The organism is Hymenobacter jejuensis, from assembly GCF_006337165.1.
GTDB classification, from domain to species: Bacteria; Bacteroidota; Bacteroidia; order Cytophagales; family Hymenobacteraceae; genus Hymenobacter; species Hymenobacter jejuensis.
Map to the genome: position 1 here is coordinate 4,384,258 of NZ_CP040896.1, position 15,730 is coordinate 4,399,987.

General features: G+C 56.0%; 15 protein-coding genes. 7 read left to right on the forward strand and 8 right to left on the reverse strand.

Translation table 11 applies throughout. The features are described 5' to 3' along the window. Window positions 1–26: 26 nt before the first annotated feature. Entirely contained in the window at window positions 27–731 is a 705-nt protein-coding gene (locus FHG12_RS18010; RefSeq protein ID WP_139517049.1) for a spheroidene monooxygenase, read from the reverse strand. A 155-nt stretch (window positions 732–886) separates the two neighbouring features. After that, window positions 887–1,393 (reverse strand): pyridoxamine 5'-phosphate oxidase family protein, encoded by a 507-nt coding sequence (locus FHG12_RS18015; protein ID WP_139517050.1) that lies wholly within the window; start codon window positions 1,391–1,393, stop codon window positions 887–889. 104 nt (window positions 1,394–1,497) lie between these two features. On the opposite strand from FHG12_RS18015, the gene FHG12_RS18020 reads away from it, so the two are divergent. Then, window positions 1,498–2,088, forward strand: coding sequence for an acyl carrier protein phosphodiesterase (locus FHG12_RS18020; protein ID WP_139517051.1), 591 nt, complete (start codon window positions 1,498–1,500; stop codon window positions 2,086–2,088). Between the two features lie 559 nt (window positions 2,089–2,647). On the opposite strand, the gene FHG12_RS18025 is transcribed toward FHG12_RS18020, so the two are convergent. After that, a complete protein-coding gene (locus FHG12_RS18025; RefSeq protein ID WP_139517052.1) occupies window positions 2,648–3,163 on the reverse strand; it encodes an FKBP-type peptidyl-prolyl cis-trans isomerase in 516 nt (171 codons plus the stop codon). A 253-nt stretch (window positions 3,164–3,416) separates the two neighbouring features. Here FHG12_RS18025 and FHG12_RS18030 point away from each other — a divergent pair, with 253 nt between their 5' ends. From FHG12_RS18030 to FHG12_RS18055, 6 genes are all read left to right on the forward strand, one after another. Next, window positions 3,417–4,544: an SMP-30/gluconolactonase/LRE family protein gene (locus FHG12_RS18030; RefSeq protein WP_139517053.1), complete on the forward strand. Its 1,128-nt coding sequence runs from the start codon at window positions 3,417–3,419 to the stop codon at window positions 4,542–4,544. Window positions 4,545–4,775: 231 nt separating this feature from the next. Further along, on the forward strand, window positions 4,776–6,395 hold the full coding sequence (locus FHG12_RS18035; RefSeq protein ID WP_317129679.1) for a glycerol-3-phosphate dehydrogenase/oxidase: 1,620 nt from the start codon (window positions 4,776–4,778) through the stop codon (window positions 6,393–6,395). 295 nt (window positions 6,396–6,690) lie between these two features. Then, window positions 6,691–8,223: a glycerol kinase GlpK gene (glpK, locus tag FHG12_RS18040; protein WP_139517054.1), complete on the forward strand. Its 1,533-nt coding sequence runs from the start codon at window positions 6,691–6,693 to the stop codon at window positions 8,221–8,223. Beyond that, entirely contained in the window at window positions 8,220–8,948 is a 729-nt protein-coding gene (locus FHG12_RS18045) for an MIP/aquaporin family protein (protein WP_139517055.1), read from the forward strand. Before glpK ends, FHG12_RS18045 begins: the two co-directional genes overlap by 4 nt. A gap of 59 nt (window positions 8,949–9,007) precedes the next feature. Continuing rightward, entirely contained in the window at window positions 9,008–9,544 is a 537-nt protein-coding gene (locus tag FHG12_RS18050) for a hypothetical protein (RefSeq protein ID WP_139517056.1), read from the forward strand. Between the two features lie 381 nt (window positions 9,545–9,925). After that, window positions 9,926–11,458, forward strand: coding sequence for a DUF4394 domain-containing protein (locus tag FHG12_RS18055; protein WP_139517058.1), 1,533 nt, complete (start codon window positions 9,926–9,928; stop codon window positions 11,456–11,458). 138 nt (window positions 11,459–11,596) lie between these two features. Here FHG12_RS18055 and FHG12_RS18060 read toward each other — a convergent pair whose 3' ends face one another. The 5 genes from FHG12_RS18060 to FHG12_RS18080 all read right to left on the reverse strand — a co-directional run bounded on the left by FHG12_RS18060 (window position 11,597) and on the right by FHG12_RS18080 (window position 15,620). Further along, window positions 11,597–13,576 carry an AAA domain-containing protein gene (locus tag FHG12_RS18060; RefSeq protein ID WP_230471187.1) on the reverse strand — a complete coding sequence of 660 codons (1,980 nt, stop codon included), beginning with the start codon at window positions 13,574–13,576 and terminating at the stop codon, window positions 11,597–11,599. A gap of 70 nt (window positions 13,577–13,646) precedes the next feature. Next, entirely contained in the window at window positions 13,647–14,027 is a 381-nt protein-coding gene (locus tag FHG12_RS18065; RefSeq protein WP_139517061.1) for a hypothetical protein, read from the reverse strand. 215 nt (window positions 14,028–14,242) lie between these two features. After that, the gene (locus FHG12_RS18070) at window positions 14,243–14,614 is read right to left on the reverse strand and encodes a hypothetical protein (RefSeq protein WP_139517063.1); all 372 of its coding nucleotides are present in this window, start codon (window positions 14,612–14,614) and stop codon (window positions 14,243–14,245) included. Window positions 14,615–14,628: 14 nt separating this feature from the next. Next, complete coding sequence (locus FHG12_RS18075; protein ID WP_139517064.1) at window positions 14,629–14,979, reverse strand: hypothetical protein; 351 nt, start codon at window positions 14,977–14,979, stop codon at window positions 14,629–14,631. 62 nt (window positions 14,980–15,041) lie between these two features. Beyond that, on the reverse strand, window positions 15,042–15,620 hold the full coding sequence (locus tag FHG12_RS18080) for a hypothetical protein (RefSeq protein WP_139517065.1): 579 nt from the start codon (window positions 15,618–15,620) through the stop codon (window positions 15,042–15,044). Window positions 15,621–15,730: the final 110 nt, after the last annotated feature.

Consider the following 15,730-nt stretch of genomic DNA (forward strand, 5'->3'; position numbering starts at 1 on the left):
GTGGTAGGGCGGCTCTGCCGAAGCTCTTACAGTAGCCGTTGGCCGTTCCAGGTGCCTTCCGTTTTCAGCACCCGGAAACGGGCAAACAACTCTTCTTTGTACCACTGCTCGGCGCGCGTGCGCTGAATGACTTCGCGGTGCAAAGGGCCACGGTAGGCGTACTGCTGCATGGCCTCCGCCGATTCCCAGAGGCTAAACGTCGCTTGCCGCACCAACGGCAGCTCGCCCAGCCCGATCGAGGCCAACAGGCCCGAAGCTTCGGCCAGCGCGGTGCTCGTTTGGGGCACAAACTTCCAGAAGCGCGGGGCCTTCAGCAGCCGAATCGAAGCCCGCGTCAGGACCGCAACGGGCCCGTCAGCAGAATCCTTGGCCATTGCTTCTGCTTGATACTCAAAGGGATTGACGCCGTCCCAGAGGCCGTGGGAGCGAAGCGGTGCCAGATACGCCGTCCAGATTTCTTGGCAGCGCCGCTCGTATATTTGATACAGGGCATGGCCGCCGAAAAAAGCGGCGGCGGCTTCCTCCGATTCCCACACGGCCATCATCCCGTAACGGTGAAAATTGGGCGTCAGGCCAAAACCTTGTCCCTTGCCGCTGCCAAACAGCTTAAAAAAACGCAGCCCCGGCACTCGTTGCAGCTGCGGCGGCGAAGTGCCCATCTGGGCCAATCCCCAACGGACGTTGCCAGGCGCTAAGCCAAAAAGCGTAAGGGTGGTGAGCGGAGAAGGCAAGAAGGAGGAGCGTTATACCAAAGTGTAGGCAAATGTAGGAAGGCAGACTCGCGTCTTTGCAAGGGCTGCTCAAACGAAACTGGTTTGCTGCTAATGCAACAAAAAAGGATCGGAATTGCTTCCGATCCTTCTATAATCATCAGTAAATCAAGTAATTATGGATTTACTTTTGCGTGCTCGTCGCCGGTTGGCTGGTAGCGCTCGCCGGTAGTCACGGCTTTGACATAGCCAAAAGCCCGCACCAACAGGCTGCTGGGCTGATCCCAATACTCGCCGCGGTCGATGTCGATGCGCAGCAAGGCGATGTTGGGATCCTCCTGGCCTTTGGGGAACCAGGCTCGCAGGCCTTCCGACCAGTATTTCTTGATCAGCTCCTTGTCGGATGTGACCGTAGCCTTGCCGGAAATCGACACGTACAGGTTATCGTCGGGTTTGGAATAGCCCAGATTAACGTGGTTTTCTTTGCGAACCTCGTAAATCTTGGCGGAGTCTTTTTCGGTAAAAAACCACAGCGTGCCGTCTTTTTCCGGCTCCTGGGTGTACATCGGGCGGCTATGCAGGGTGCCGTCCTCGTCGTAGGTGGTCAGCATCGCAATCTTGATGTCTTTGATTCTCTCAATCAATTTCGTGACATCGTTACTGACAGCAACTTGTTCGGCCATGACAGGGGTGTTTTGGTAGTGGAGGATAGTCCACAGAAGTACGGCCCTGCTGCCTGAAGGTTCTGTTTCAGCGGGTTCGCCGCCGGTAGAGTACCTTTGAACCCGTGAATTTTCTGGCGCACCTCTACCTTTCCGGCTCCGACGACCCCGACTTGCTCCTCGGCAACTTCATCGCTGACTCGGTGCCTGGCCGGCAGCTCGAAAAGTATGCGCCCGGCATTCAGCGCGGCATTCGGCTGCACCGCCACATCGATACCTTCACCGACCAGCACCCGGTGGTGCGCCGCGCTACGCTGCGGCTGCGCGAGGCGGGCTACGGCAAGTACTCCGGTGTTATTTCCGACGTGTTTTTCGACCACTTCTTGGCCCGCAACTTCAGCGAGTTCTCCAGCGTGCCCTTGGCTGAGTTTTGCCAGCGCGCCTATGCATTGCTCACGCGCCGGGCTGCTGAGTTGCCGGAGCGGGTGCAGCATTTCCTGCCCTACATGGTGCAGCACAACTGGCTCTTGCACTACGCTGATTTTGAAGGTATTGCGGCATCGCTTCGTGGCTTGAGCCGCCGCGCTTCGCCGGGCTCAGGCATGGAAACAGCCGTGGAAGAGCTAAAGCTGCAGTACGCAGCCTATGAAGCGGATTTTCGGGAGTTTTTTCCGGAATTGCAGGCGGAAGTAGAGCTAAGAGGTTCAACTACTTAATCGCAAGAATTCTTGTGTGAGTAACATTGCGCTGAACCCGCGCTAGGTATGGGGGTATACATACTCTTGCATGCATCAATTCTTCTCCCATTTGATAAAGAAATACCAATAGTCGTTTCTGGGATCTTCGTACAGGGTGGCCTCACCCCACGCGAAGGTGTTCTTCGCTTGCAGTCCCATTGCAGCCAGTATGGTACGTAATTGCGTATGCTGCTCACTACGGGGCGGACCAGTAGCCAAATCACTTGAGTTAAGGATTATGGAGACACTCTGCACGCTGTGGCTCCGGAAAAGCGCTGAGAGCACCAAGTTCTCATCTGCTTGGTTTGGGGTCGGAACGAAGCCTAGTCTTTCCCATTCTCCGTTTTGGGTTAACGGGCGTAGTGCTCCTTTCCCGCTTAGTTTATCGGTCAGCGATAGCAAAGTTTCGTGCTTGGAGAGCACGATATTATAAATATTTAGATTCCCAGCGGCAGCATCTAGTATCATATTCCTTCTAGATAATTTGAATAAAAAACGGGGCCTATAGCCCCGTTTTTTCAACTCACGAAAGTAACTTCTAATGGTGATGCCCGCCTTCGCCATGTACGTGGCCGTGCTCTAGCTCTTCCTGAGTGGCTTCGCGCACCGACTGCACCTGGCCGTCGAAGTGCATGACCATGCCGGCGAGGGGGTGGTTGAAGTCCATCTGCACTTCGTCGGGGCCGATGGCGACTATTTTGCCCTGCATGTGGTTGCCTTGGTTGTCGGCCATGGGCAGGTAGTTGCCTACTTGCAGCATTTCCTCGTCCATCTGGCCGTCGATTTCAAATACCTGCTTCGGGATTTTCACCAAAGCTTGCTCGTCGTAGTCGCCGTAGGCTTGCTCGGGCGTGAGGGAGAAGCTAAAGGCATCGCCGTCGCTTTTGCCATCTAGTTGATGCTCAAACTCTTCTGGCAAGCCGCTCTGGCCGAACAAAAAGACCATGGGACTGTCGGCTTCCGCCGATTCGACGAGCACTTTCTGGTTGTTTTCGTCAGTCACGCTCAGGTCGTAGGTGATCGTGACGACTTTGTTGGGGCTGATTTGGGCCATAAATAGGGGTGGACCGCGGTCCGGGTGAGAGGTTGAAAGAAAGGTTTCGGGCGGCTAGTTACGGAAATGACGCCGGATTCGTGGGCATCCTGTCCTTGTTAGATAAGAACCTGGAAATCTTACGTTTTCCTACGCAAGATTTTGGCATTTGGCTAACTGGCTCACGGCTATTGCGTTAAGCAGAACATTAAAACTGATTAACAATATGTTAGGCTGCGTTGCTGTAACGCGCAGAGTATCAACCGCTACACCCATGAACCAAACCCTGACCGCGCTGCTGCTGGGCGGCGCTCTGTTGGCCGGCTGCCAGCAAAAGAAAAACACCCCCGAACAAGCCAGCCAGGCCGCCGCTACCGATTCGGCGGTAGCCGCAACCGACACGGCCGCCCGCGTGGGCAAGCCGGTATTGCTGCACACGCTGCCCGACCAATACAACACACCCGATGGCCTCGCGCTGGCGCCCAACGGCAGCCTGATCCTGTCCGTTCCGAACCTGGCCGACAACAAATACCCGGCGGTGCTGCTCGAAATGACCGACGACACCATCAAGCCCTATCTCACCAACCTGCCCGTGCAGCCCGATACCAAGCACGCCGCCCCCATGGATTTGGCTTTTGGGCCCGATGGTAACCTGTATTATGCTGAAAATCAGTATGAAAACGACAAGAATTTCAAATCGCGGCTGATGCGCGTGCGCGTGCAAAACGGCAAGCCTGGCGCCGTAGAAACCGTGGTCGACAACTTCGCGCTGGCTAACGCTGTGGTGTGGAAAGGCAATACGATCTATGTAACTGATAGTCAATGGGATATGCCCAACGACGACAAGGGTAGCGCCATTTTGCGTTTCACGCTCGCCGAACTAAACAAAGGCCCCGTGCACCTGAAGCCCAAAACGATGGACCCGCACGTGCTGACTACCTTCACGACGGCCGTGAACGAGACCGGCGTGGACAACGGCGCCGACGGCCTCGACTACGACAGCAAAGGCAACTTCTACACCGGCTCCTTCGGCGATGGCACCTTCTACAAAGTCACGCTCAAGCCCGATGGCAGCCTCGCCAAAAAGGAAGCCATGACGCTGAAAGGCAAGAAGATACCCTGCATCGATGGCCTCATTATCGACCGCACAACCGATAAGGCGTACGTCTGCAATTCGCGCGAAAACGCCATTGAAATCATCAATCTGGCCGATGGCACCGTCACGACGCTGGCCCAAAACGGCGACACCGACGGCCAGAACGGCTTGCTCGATCAGCCTGCCGAAGTGCTGCTGAAGGGCAACCGTTTGTATATCAGTGATTTTGACAAGCCCGAAAAGAAGTTCGTCAACCAGAAGTCCGATGCCCCGCACACGATGTCCTACATCGACGTGCCGAAGTAGACGCAAATAAGGGGCAATGCTTATACCCACCATTCATTCTGTAACCATGTGTATATCTGCAGTTTGTATAGAATCTATGCGCGAGTGGTAACCTCTAGAGTACAGAGTACGCGGCTGGGAAATTCCTTTGCGCGCTGACAAAAGCAGACGGTTATGGTTCAGGTGATAGGTAACGGATAAGCTGTTATCTTGAAACAAGTAAGTTTCAGCAGGTTATAACCCCTTGTACCGATGCAGCACCAAGCGACCGCCACTTCTTTTGCCCGCGAAACCCTGTTGCAGCAAATGGTCGGCACCCCCAGTTGGGATTTGATTGTAATCGGAGGGGGGGCGACGGGCTTGGGTGTCGCGTTGGATGGCATCAGTCGGGGGTACAAAACCTTGTTGCTGGAGCAGGTAGACTTTGCCAAGGGCACCTCCAGCCGCAGCACCAAACTCGTGCACGGGGGCGTGCGCTACCTGGCCCAAGGCAACGTAGGGCTGGTGCGCGAAGCGCTCTACGAACGGGGGCTGTTGCTGCAAAACGCGCCACATCTGGTTAAAAACCAAGATTTTGTAATTCCGAATTACGATTGGTGGGGCGGGCCTTTTTACACCATCGGCCTGAAGATGTACGACGTGCTCGCGGGGCGCTTGAGCTTGGGCGCCTCGGTGCACCTGAGCCGACAGCAAACACTGGAGCGCCTCAGTACGCTGCAGCCGGCGGGTCTGCGCGGCGGCGTACTCTACCACGACGGCCAATTTGACGATGCACGCCTAGCCGTCAACCTCGCCCAAACGGCCATTGAGCAGGGCGGTACTCTCCTGAATTATTTCGAAGTAAAGAGCCTGCTGAAAGACCCGCAGGGTCAGATAACGGGGGTAACCGCCACCGACCAAGAAACGGGCACCGCGTACGAATTGCGGGCGCGGGCCGTGGTGAATGCCACAGGCATTTTCGTGGATGAAATCCGGCAGATGGACCAGCCGGGCACGCCGAAGCTGGTGCGCCCCAGCCAGGGCATACATTTGGTAGTAGATAAATCGTTTCTGCCTGGTAATGAAGCGCTTATGATTCCGAAAACCGATGATGGCCGGGTGCTGTTTGCCGTACCCTGGCATAATCGGGTGGTGCTGGGCACGACTGATACACTGCTCAACGCCTATAGCCAAGAGCCAAAGGCGTTGGAGCAAGAAATTGAGTTTGTGCTGCGCACGGCCGGCCGGTATTTGGTCCGCGCCCCGAAGCGCAGCGATGTGCTGAGTATGTACGCCGGGCTGCGGCCGCTGGCGGCCTCCCAAAACGGCTCGCAGAAGACGAAAGAAATCTCACGCAGCCACAAAATCATGGTGTCGGAAACGGGGCTGATTACCATCACGGGCGGCAAATGGACGACGTACCGCCGCATGGGCCAGGATACTATCGACAATGCCATTGCCTTGGGTAAGTTGCCCGCTGCTCTCAGCCAGACGGCTCATCTGCCCATCCACGGCGCCCTGCCGACCGCCGACCATAGCCCGCACCTCGCCGTATACGGTAGCGACCAAGTGCCTCTGCTGCAATTGGTTACAGATGAGCCGGCATGGGGCGAGAAGATTGATGCCGCGCTGGAATTTCTAAAGGCAGAAGTGGTGTGGGCGGCCCGCTTCGAAATGGCTCGCACGGTAGAAGATGTGCTCGCTCGTCGCGTGCGCATCTTGTTTCTGGACGCCAGGGCAGCTATTCGCGCGGCTCCGGAAGTCGCGGCGCTGCTGGCCCAGGAGCTAGGCCACGATGCGCAGTGGCAACGGCAGCAAGTAGATACCTTCACCCAGGTAGCCCGCCACTATGTATTGCAGGAACAAGCTACAACAGTGGGTGTGGAAGACTAAAACCTGCTTTACTAGAGCTACAAGCTAGTTCCCCTCCTTAGCTAAGGAGGGGTTAGGGGTGGTTGGCCGGAGCGCCATACGATTATTAGTTCTAGCTTCTAACTCTAACCTTTCAACCACCCCTAGCCCCTCCTCAGCTGAGGAGGGGAACTAGCTTGCTAGTTTTAATCTGGTAGCCCTGATTTACAATCTTGGCAATAGCCAGCCTCAACAGATTCTTGCCTGCATATCACGGGTTTTCGACTTTTTCTTCTTCCTTAGCGATTCCGCAGCTTCCCACTCTCAATCGCTTTGTATGCAGCAATTTATCCTGGCTTTGGATCAGGGAACGACGAGCTCTCGTGCCATTCTGTTCGACCAAAAAGGGCATATCGTTTCGCAGGCCCAGAAAGAGTTTACCCAAATTTTTCCCCGACCGGGATGGGTAGAGCACGATCCGCGCGAAATCTGGTCGACGCAGGCGGGAGTAGCAGCCGAAGCGACGGTGAAAGCCGGGCACAACGGCAGCAACATCGCAGCCATCGGCATCACCAACCAGCGCGAAACAGTGGTAGTCTGGGATCGCAAAGATGGCAAGCCCGTCTACAACGCCATTGTGTGGCAAGACCGCCGTACGGCCGAATACTGCGACCAACTCAAAGCGGATGGGCACGAAGAAATGATCCGGGCCAAGACCGGCTTGGTGCTCGACGCTTATTTTTCGGCTAGCAAAGTCCGGTGGATTCTGGATAACGTGAAAGGGGCCCGTAAAAAGGCCGCGGCCGGTAAGTTGCTCTTCGGTACCGTGGACACGTGGCTGATCTGGAACCTGACGCAAGGCCAGCGGCACGTAACCGACGTGACCAATGCTTCGCGTACTATGTTGTTGAATATCAATACATTGGAGTGGGACGACGAGCTGCTGGCCCTTTTCGATATTCCGCGTAGCATGCTGCCCGAAGTGCGGCAGTCCAGCGAGATTTATGGGGAAACCAGCACGACGCTTTTCGCCTCCAAAATTCCGATTTCGGGCATTGCCGGCGACCAGCAGGCCGCGCTGTTTGGGCAGCATTGCATGAGTCCGGGCATGGTCAAAAATACCTACGGGACGGGCTGCTTCATGCTGATGAACATTGGCAACGAGCCCAAGCCTTCTCGCAACAACCTGCTGACCACGGTGGCCTGGAAGCTCAACGGGCAAGTGCAATATGCGCTGGAGGGCAGCATTTTCATTGCCGGGGCCGTGGTGCAGTGGCTGCGCGATAACATGGGCGTGATCCGCACGTCGGCACAAGTTGAAAAGCTGGCCCGCCAGGTCAGCAGCACCGACGGCGTGTACTTTGTGCCTGCCTTTGCCGGCTTGGGCGCTCCTTATTGGGATCCCTACGCCCGCGGCACCATCTTCGGCCTGACGCGCGCCACCAAAGCCGCCCACGTGGCCCGGGCGGCGCTGGAAGCCATTGCCTACCAAACGATGGATGTGCTCAAGGCCATGGAAGCCGATTCAGGCCTGTCGATCAAGGAGTTACGCGTCGATGGGGGTGCCACGGTCAACGAGCTGCTGATGCAGTTTCAGGCCGACGTGCTCGATACCCAGGTGGTGCGCCCCAAGATGACCGAAACCACTGCGTTGGGCGCTGCTTACCTCGCGGGCCTGGCCGTGGGATACTGGCGCGACGCGGACGAAATCCAGCAGCTCGGCCAGGCCGACACCGTCTTCAACCCCAAAGCCGATCGCGACGGCATTGCGGCAGGCATCGGCAACTGGCACCGGGCTGTGCAGGCGCTGCAAGTCTGGTCAGGTGCTTCGCAACCCATTGTTTCACAAGTACTTACTGAAACTAAATGACGCCCTTCGCCGCCGAATTTGTGGGCACTGCTCTACTGATATTGATTGGCGACGGCGTGGTGGCCAACGTCGTGCTGACGGATACCAAAGGCCACAACAGCGGCTGGATCGTGATTACAACAGCGTGGGCACTAGCCGTTTATGTGGGGGTAGTGGTGGCGGGGCCGTACAGCGGTGCCCACCTCAACCCGGCCGTGACCCTCGGGCTGGCGGTGGCCGGCAAGTTTGCCTGGGCGCTGGTGCCGCAATACATCGGGGCGCAATTTGCGGGTGGTTTGCTGGGAGCCGGCTTGGTATGGCTGCTCTACAAAGATCACTTCGACCGCACCCGCGAGCCGGCCCTGCAACTGGCCGTGTTTTGCACCGGCCCAGCCATCCGCAACCACCGCCTGAACCTGATCAGCGAAATAATCGGCACGTTCGTGCTGATGCTGACCGTGTTGTACATCACCGGCGCCGAACTTACGGCCACGCATGCGGCCGTAGGGCTGGGCTCGGTAGGAGCCTTGCCGGTGGCGTTTCTGGTGTGGGCGATCGGGTTGGGGCTGGGCGGCACGACGGGCTACGCCATCAACCCCGCCCGCGACCTTTCGCCGCGCTTGGCGCATGCGCTGCTCCCGATCCGTGGCAAGGGTTCCAGCGAGTGGTCGTATGCCTGGATTCCCATCGTAGGGCCGGTGATAGGGGCCGCCCTGGCCGCCCTGACGTTTCTGCAACTCCAGTAAAAGCCTATCCGGAATCGGTAGTATTGCCGGACTTATAGCAAAGTGTTTAGCTGGTTATCATGCGTGCATTCTCGACTATTTTTCTGTTGCTGACAACTTTAGGGCTGATGGCAACCCAATGCAGCTCTCCTACACCTGCTGCCTCCACCGCCGAAACTGATTTGGCCACGGAGCCTAAGCTCATTGCTACAAACTCCGGTGAGGCTGAGCCGCTTAGCCCGGACCCTAACCTTCCTTACCAAGAGGTGAAGCCGGAAGTCTTGGCCACTATGCCGACCAACTACACGGCAATTTTGCCTTGCACGCGCGATTCGGCGGGCCAGCTTAGCGTACAAATCCAGTTGAATCCGCACAAGCAATCCATTGAGAAAATTACGGTGCTCTACGCCGGCACCAGTTCAAAGCGCACCCTCAAGCAGATTGGCAACGGCGTAGGCCACTTCGACCCGAAAACCCAGCGGTATTATTTCAATGCCGCTTACCAAACGATTACTGAGCTTACAGGCCACCTCCGCAACTTCAGCGACTTGCACGAAATAAATGGCTGGGTATCTGCCCAAAACAATACAGCCGGACTGCAACCGATACAGCCTTAGCTGCTTAAGCTGCTAAATTGTGCCTCCAGCAGAAGTAGGGGCACTCAGCTATCAAGTAGTGCAGAAAGATTTTGCAGCGTTCATGGCGACGTATTATGGCAACGTTGCCATGGAGGATCGCTTGCGTACCCCTCAATAATCTCCATCACGGCCTGACCACTGTGCTGATGCACGTAGGCGTGACATGATCGTTCAGATATTTTATAAATATTTGTATTTAAGCAGGTTATGTGTAGTTCTGGGCTAAAGTCCAGGACCTTCCATGTTGAGAAGATTTAATGTCGATTTAATCTAACTGGTCAATCCAAGCTAAATATGTACGCCGTATCTGTATAGGTAATTTTTAATTTTTTCACGTTTAATTCATAAAGAATAACTGAAATGAAAAAAAACACCTACATCGCTGGCTTATGTGTTTCTGCACTTGTGCTGTCTACCTTGGCTGGGTGCGATAAATTCGAGCATTCCCCCAACCCTAACGTTCCGCAAACAAAGTTAGCCACCACGTTTTATGCCTTGGCCGGGGGCACCATGTTGGATAAGTATTCCACTACCAACCCCGCGCAAGAGCTGAAGTCGGTTTCTATCAGTGGGTTGCAAGGCGGCGAAACCATTTTGGGCATTGATTACCGTCCGGCTACGGGGCAGTTGTATGGGGTTGGCAGTACCAGCCGCCTGTACGTGATCAACCCGGAAACCGGCGCGGCCCGTATGATCGGCGCGGGCCCGTTTACGCCCGCATTGGCGGGCAACATGGTTGGTTTTGATTTCAACCCCACCGTCGACCGCATTCGCCTGGTAACCAGCACGGGCCAGAACCTGCGCCTCAACCCCGAAACCGGCACGGTAGCGGCTACCGATGGCTCCATCAACGGGGCTGCGGGCGCTACGCTGACGGCAGTGGCCTACGAAAACAACACGGCGGGCGCCACCGCTACCGATTTGTTCGGCATCGACGTAGCCAGCGACAAGCTGTATCGCATCTCGCCACCCAACGACGGTACGTTGGTAGAAGTAGGGGCTTTGAAGCTTAATGTAACGGGCAACGGCGGCTTCGATATCGACCCTGTAACCAACATCGGCTTGGCGCTTTTTGAAGTAAACGGCAAGGCCACACTCTTTACGGTGGATGTGGAAACGGGCAAGACGCAAACCTTGGCGAAGTACGATAAAAGCCTGATGTATACCGGCATTGCCATTCCCACGCAGCCCGTAGCATACGCCGTAACCAATGCTAATCTGTTGGTATTCAATCCGACGAACCCAAGTGCTGCCGTGAGCAAGCCCATTACGGGATTAGCAACCGGCGAGAACATCGTAGGACTTGATTTCCGGCCGGCGAACGGCCAACTCTATGCCGTAGCCAATAGCAGCAGCAACAGCCGACTTTTTACGATTAATGCATCGTCGGGGGCCGCGACAGCCGTTGCAACGTTGAGTACTCCTTTGGTGGGCTCCAGCTTTGGCGTGGACTTTAATCCGGTCGTTGACCGGATTCGGATTGTAAGCAACACAGGCCAGAACCTGCGTGTAAATCCGGCCGATGGCATAGCCATCGTTGATGGCAGCCTGAATCCGGGTTCGCCTTTCGTGACAGCGGCGGCTTACGAGAATAACTTCGCCGGCACAACGGCAACTAACTTGTATACCATTGATAGTCAAACAGATAAGCTTTATCTGCAAAATCCACCGAATGCGGGAACACAGGCTGCAATCGGCGATTTGGGTGTCAATGTGGAGGCCTCCAACGGCTTTGATATCGGAGGGACCTCCAACAACGCCTACGCGCTTTTAACTGTTGGCAGTGCCACCAGACTCTACGTCGTCAATAAAAGCACTGGCGCAGCCACCGCCTCCAACTCCTATAGCTTTTCCAGTCCGGTAAGCGGCTTTGCGGTCGGTTTAGGATTCTAAGCTATTTCGGTAGAAATGTTTTACAACAAAAAAACCTGATTAACTGGTCAGGTTTTTTTGTTGTAAAACACAGATTATTAATCGGTTATGCTGGTTATGCATTAAGATGCGTATGCTCAGGTAACTAGGGCAGCAACTCTACTGCATCTCCCAAGCCGTGCGGTATGCGCCAATGCTCTCGACATAGTCGAGAAAGTTTTTGTAGAACTCGTGGCGGCCGAGCGTGCCGGAGTCGCCGACGATGAGCAGCTTGCGGCGCGCGCGCGTCATGCCGACGTTCATGCGGCGAATGTCGGAGAGGAACCCGATGTCGCCCTGGTCGTTGCTGCGCGTCATGGTAATGCAGATGATGTCGCGCTCCTGGCCCTGAAACGAATCGACGGTGCCCACCGACAGCAGGCGGTGCGTTACCATTTCGGCTAGCTCCGGAATCTCTTCCACTTTGTCTTTCAGATAGTTAATCTGGGCGCGATACGGCGCGATGACGCCCACCGTGAGCAAATCTTCCAGGTGATCTTCGGGTACGTACACGCGCAACAATTCCGACAGACGGCGTAACAGCAAGTCGGCCTCCTCAGGGTTGGCAACGGAGCGGCTTTCAGCAATACCCAGTTCCTGGAAGCCAAAGCCGGCCGTATCCAGAAACTCCACGGCCAGGTCGGGGGCGAAGCGCAGGTCGTAGTCGGGCAGGTCGGCGTGCGCCACGCTGGGCGCGGCCACCAGCTTGCCGTCGTAAAATTGCTCCGAGCTAAATTCCATGATCTGCTCGTGCATGCGGTACTGCACCTGCAACATGCGCGACGCGTCGGGCTGGCGCAGAATGCATTTCTCAAACAAGGTTTCGCGCAGGCCATCGCGGGCAGCTTGTTCGCTTTTCACGGTGGGCGGCAGCTGGCAATGGTCGCCGGCCAGCACCACGCGATTGGCCTTCGTAATCGGAATCCAGCAGCCAGGCTCCAGGGCTTGGGCCGCTTCATCGATGAAAACCGTTTCGTACGTTAGGTGTCGGATCGCGCGGTTGGAAGCGCCTACTAATGTGCACGTTATGACCTGCACCTGATCCAGCAGGTCCTCGGTAATGTAGCGCTCCAGTTGATCTGATTCCTGTAGCATCTGGTGGGCCTGCTCTTTGAGCACGCGGCGCTGTTCGCGCTCTTCGTAGCCAAAGTGCCGCTTGTACTTGCTGGCCATTTCGCGGTACTGCTCCGCCGTTTGCCGCATCGACTTTAGCTCGCTGTAGCTCTTGTGCGACATAATTTGGGCGTCGAGCGTGTGTTGCAGCAGCAAGTCCGACACCCGCGACGGGTTGCCCATCCGAATGACGTTGACGCCGCGCTCGGCCAGTTTTTCGGTCAGCAAATCCACGGCCGTATTCGAGGGCGCGCACACCAGCACCCGACGCTCGCGCCGGATGGTTTCCAAAATGGCCTGCACCAGCGTTGTGGTTTTGCCCGTGCCCGGCGGGCCGTGAATAATGGCCACATCCTGCGCGGCCAGCACGTGCCGCACCGCCGCCAGCTGCGACTCATTGAGCGGGCTTGGGTAATACAGCGTGGCTTCCGAAGCGGGCTTGTAACGGGCTAGGCGGGCACCCAGCAGCACGTCGCGCAGCTCCGCCAAGCGCGATTCGTAGGCGCCCATCACCTTGCCCAGGGCATATTCCATCTCGCGGTAGCTCACCTCGTCGAAGGTCAGGTCTACGCCCAGCTTGCCCTCGTCGACCCAATCTGGTAGGTCTTCCTTGTTGGTGGCGAGCAGGATTTTGTTGCGCTTGACGCTGGTAATCACACCGTTGAGCGTGGGGCGGTCGGAGCCGGCGCGGTTGGGAATGTTGCCAAACAGCGCCGCGTTTTTGCCCACCTGAAACAGGTGCAGGCTGCTTTGCGAGGCCGGGCGTTCGAGTTCGAGCACAAGCTTGCCGCCGAAGCCGATATCTTCCTTGGTGATGGTGACCGGGTACCACGTCAGGCCGCGGTGCTGGCGCTCGGCAATGGTGGTTTTGGCGCTGCGAATCTTGAACTGCTCCAGGTCTTCCTGCTGCTCAAGTTTGAGCAAGGCCTGCACTTTACGCAGCTCTTTTTCCAGCGCGTAAGGGTCGGTGTATGTAGGTTCGGACAAAAGAATGGGTATTTGGGATTCGTTGGTAACAACGAAAACGGCAAAAGGGTGGCTTAAGGTTGAGGAGAATTTATCTATCGCCCATTTCGAAATAATGCTTGATGCGAAATAGGCCTTCTCGAGCTATATCTTCTAATAACCTGCCCTTGCTTGTTTGCGAGCGTTGCTTGTCATACGTCCTCAGATGCTTAATCTGCTCATTTATAAATTGATAGAGAGAATGGTTGTCATCCTGAAATTCACGCCATAAGATGTTGTGCGCTTGGGTAAGTAAATCTTCTACATCTTCCTTTTTCCGACGACACTCATACATCTCATGACCGATTTCCAACAAGACTTGTTTCACCGTTTTGTCCGAAGGATTAACCCATTTTATCGGTTGATCAATGTAAGTAATAGTGCCATTAGGACTTCTATATCCTACCTTACGAGTTGGTGCTTTTTCGTTCATATTTATATCGAGGAAAGTTAAACTACGCTGCCAATAATATTTTCGGCGAAATACTCAGATGCCAGTGCAGTAATAAAGTAAGCAATAAAAATGGCGGTCATGCTGAGCTAGCCGAAGCATCTCTACCACTTCGTTGAGACGACAAAAGGATTAGTGTTGCGGTAATGCTTCGGCTAGCTCAGCATGACCGCCTTCTTGTCTGAGGAAAGCATTTGCTACTCAAAAAAATCACTCGAATCCGTTTGGCTGAAGTACTTGTTCAGCGTTCCCAGATCCGCGAAAATGGGGCCGACAATGCGAAGAAAGTGCTGCACGGTTTTTTCATCATCGGCCAAAAATAACAGGCTCGCCGCGGTCGAATAGCCGCTTACGTGGTCCAGCAGCTCCGGTGCTTCTTCCTCCAGCATCGTGGTGATGTGCTCTTCCCACGACAAGCCGCTGCCGCCAAAACCGTATTTTTCAAACAGATAAAAATACCCTTCCAGCGCCGCATCCGCTTCGACGTCGGCCGTGATGCCCCACAGAAATTCTTCCGTACGCAGGTGTTCCGGAAGGCGGTAAACTTTGAAAGGGAAGGTAGTTTCCATGGGGAAGCAAAAGGTTATTCCGAGAACTCCTCGCCGCAATTTCGGCATTGGTAGAGGGTCGTGCCGGCGTAAAAAAGGCGTTTCAGCCACGAGGTGCGCGGCACGGGCCACGCGTCGGGCGAGCCGCAGCGGGGGCAACGTTGGGGCAACGGCTCGGTGCGCTTGCGCTCAAACTCCGCCAGTATTTCCTGGGCGGCCGCCGTTTCGTCGGCTTCAATCAGAAGCTGGTAATACAGCCCGTCGCCAAACGGCAGCGACGGCGGTCCGCACGTCTTGACCAACGACACGATCTCGGCGTCGAGCAGTTGATTGTACAGCCCCACCGCTTCGGCGTAAGTCAGGTAATTGGCAGCCGGGACGAGCATTTTTAGGTAAATTTATAAATAATTGATTGTCAATTATTTATGTAATAACGCAGAAGTGCCTGCTACCGACGATTTCGGCGGGCGGGCAACTTGCTGCGCAGGCGGTACACGTACAGCAGCAGAGCCGCACACAGCAACGCCAGTACCGCGGCCAGTAGTTCGCGGCTGGTGCGGGCCTGGGTGGCTTCGGCGGCAGTTTCCTGGGCATCGCGCAGCTTGGCCTCGCGCTGTTTATCGCGCTCTTTGAGGTTGTCGATCTGGTTTTGCAGGTCGTAGAAGCGCTGGCGTGTAGAGGTTTGGTCGCCTTGGGCGACCGAAATCTGTTGTTCGGCTTGTGTTTTTTCGGCGACGATGGCCGCCGTGCGGCGCAGCGCGCTTTCCTTCACGGCCTGCACCACTTCGGTGTCCTTGCGAATGATGCCTTTGAGGGCATCGACCACGTCCTGCAAATCCTTTTTGGAGGGCTTGTTGCCGAACAGGCTGTTGCGCTGGGCATTGGCTTCTTCGTACTGCCGCACCAAGGCTTCGCGCTCCCGAATCAGGCGCGGCACGGGGTCGTCGGTAGGCGGGGTGGGCTGCTGGGCTGCCGCGGTAAATGCGGTGAAAAACAGGAATAACAAAGGCAAAAAACGGTGCATCATGGCGCAAAGTAACACGGAAGCGGCCAGTCGCGCGCACTTGTGGCACGCAACCAAGGGGCGTTGGGGCCCTATCGCACGAATGGAAGCGGCAAATTCGCGCCGGTGCCTTC